General features: G+C 65.1%; 2 protein-coding genes. Both read left to right on the top strand.

Features of this window, described 5'->3' with window-relative positions; translation table 11 throughout:
* A partial coding sequence (gene cysD, locus E1258_RS32275; RefSeq protein ID WP_207919917.1) for a sulfate adenylyltransferase subunit CysD occupies positions 1 to 870 on the top strand: 870 nt, incomplete at its 5' end.
* Positions 870 to 2,062, top strand: a 1,193-nt coding sequence (locus tag E1258_RS32280; RefSeq protein ID WP_132407725.1) for a sulfate adenylyltransferase subunit 1, incomplete at its 3' end; no start/stop codon positions are given. The genes cysD and E1258_RS32280, both read left to right, overlap by 1 nt.

Here is a 2,062-nt window from a genome sequence, read left to right on the forward strand (position 1 = left end):
CTCGAGGCGGAGAGCATCTTCGTGATGCGTGAGGTGGTTGCGGAGATGGAGCGGCCGGTGCTGCTCTTCTCCGGTGGTAAGGACTCGATCGTGATGTTGCGGTTGGCGCAGAAGGCGTTCGCGCCGGCGAGTGTGCCGTTTCCGGTGATGCATGTTGATACGGGGCACAACTTTCCCGAGGTGTTGGAGTATCGGGATCGTCGGGTGTCGGAGCTGGGGTTGCAGTTGATTGTGGCGTCGGTGCCGGAGGCGTTGGCGCGGGGTTTGGTGCGGGAGTCCGGGGACGGGATGCGGAACCGTATCCAGACGCCGGTGTTGTTGGACGCGGTGGAGAAGCACCGGTTTGATGCGTTGTTCGGTGGGGCGCGGCGGGATGAGGAGAAGGCGCGGGCGAAGGAGCGGGTGTTCTCGTTCCGGGACGAGTTCGGGCAGTGGGATCCGAAGAACCAGCGTCCGGAGTTGTGGTCGTTGTACAACGGTCGGCATCATCCGGGGGAGTCGATCCGGGTGTTTCCGTTGTCGAACTGGACCGAGTTGGATGTGTGGCATTACATCGCGCGGGAGTCGATTCCGTTGCCGTCGATCTATTTCGCGCATGAGCGTGAGGTGGTGGAGCGGGACGGGATGTTGTATGCGGTGAACGAGTTCTTCGTGCCGCGGGCGGGTGAGGAGCCGTTCGTGGAGGTGGTGCGGTATCGGACGGTGGGGGACGCGTCGTGTACGGCGGCGGTGCGTTCGGATGCGGGCACGGTGGTGGCGGTGATCGAGGAGGTGGCCGCGACGCGGGTGACCGAGCGGGGTGCGACTCGGGGTGATGATCGGGTCAGTGAGGCCGCGATGGAGGACCGTAAGCGGGAGGGGTACTTCTGATGGGTGTTGATGTGGCGCCGGTGGAGGTGGAGGCGCGGCCGATGGACTTGTTGCGGTTCGCGACGGCCGGGAGTGTGGACGACGGTAAGTCGACGTTGATCGGCCGCCTGTTGTATGACACGAAGTCGTTGTTCACCGATCAGTTGGCGGCGGTGGAGGCGGTGTCGGCGGCGCGGGGGGACGAGTACACGAACCTGGCGTTGTTGACCGATGGGTTGCGGGCGGAGCGGGAGCAGGGCATCACGATCGATGTGGCGTACCGGTACTTCGCGACGCCGCGGCGGAAGTTCATCATCGCGGACACTCCGGGGCATATCCAGTACACGCGGAACATGGTGACGGGCGCGTCGACGGCGGATCTGGCGTTGATCCTGGTGGACGCGCGTAAGGGTCTGGTGGAGCAGTCGCGGCGGCATGCGTTTCTGTGTTCGTTGTTGCGGGTGCCGCATCTGGTGTTGTGTGTGAACAAGATGGACCTGGTGGGGTATGACCGGGAGGTGTTCGAGGCGATCGCGGACGAGTTCACGGCGTTCGCGGCGAAGTTGGACGTGCCGGATCTGACGGTGGTGCCGGTGTCGGCGTTGCGGGGTGACAACATCGTGTCCCGTGCGGAGAGCATGCCGTGGTATGAGGGTCCGTCGTTGTTGCATCATCTGGAGCGGGTGCACATCGCGTCGGATCGGAATCTGCAGGATGTGCGGTTCCCGGTGCAGTATGTGATCCGGCCGCAGTCGACGGTGGTGACGGACTATCGGGGGTATGCGGGGCAGGTGGCCTCGGGGGTGCTCAAGGCCGGTGACGAGGTGATGGTGTTGCCGTCGGGGTTCACCTCGCGGATCGCGGCGGTGGAGACCGCTGACGGGCCGGTGGAGGAGGCGTTCCCGCCGATGTCGGTCACGGTTCGTCTGGAGGACGAGATCGACATCTCCCGGGGTGACATGATCTGCCGGCCGCACAACGCCCCGACGGTGGCGCAGGACATCGAGGCGATGGTCTGCTGGATGGACGAGACCCGCCCGTTGCAGGTCGGCGGCCGGTACGCGATCAAGCACACCACCCGTTCGGCGCGGGCGATCGTGCGGGGTCTGCACTACCGCCTCGACATCAACTCCCTGCACCGTGACGAAACCGCCACCCAACTCGACCTCAACGAGATCGGCCGGGTCCGCATCCGCACCACCATCCCGCTGCT

It is taken from the genome of Micromonospora sp. KC207 (genome assembly GCF_004348615.1).
Lineage (GTDB): Bacteria > Actinomycetota > Actinomycetes > Mycobacteriales > Micromonosporaceae > Micromonospora.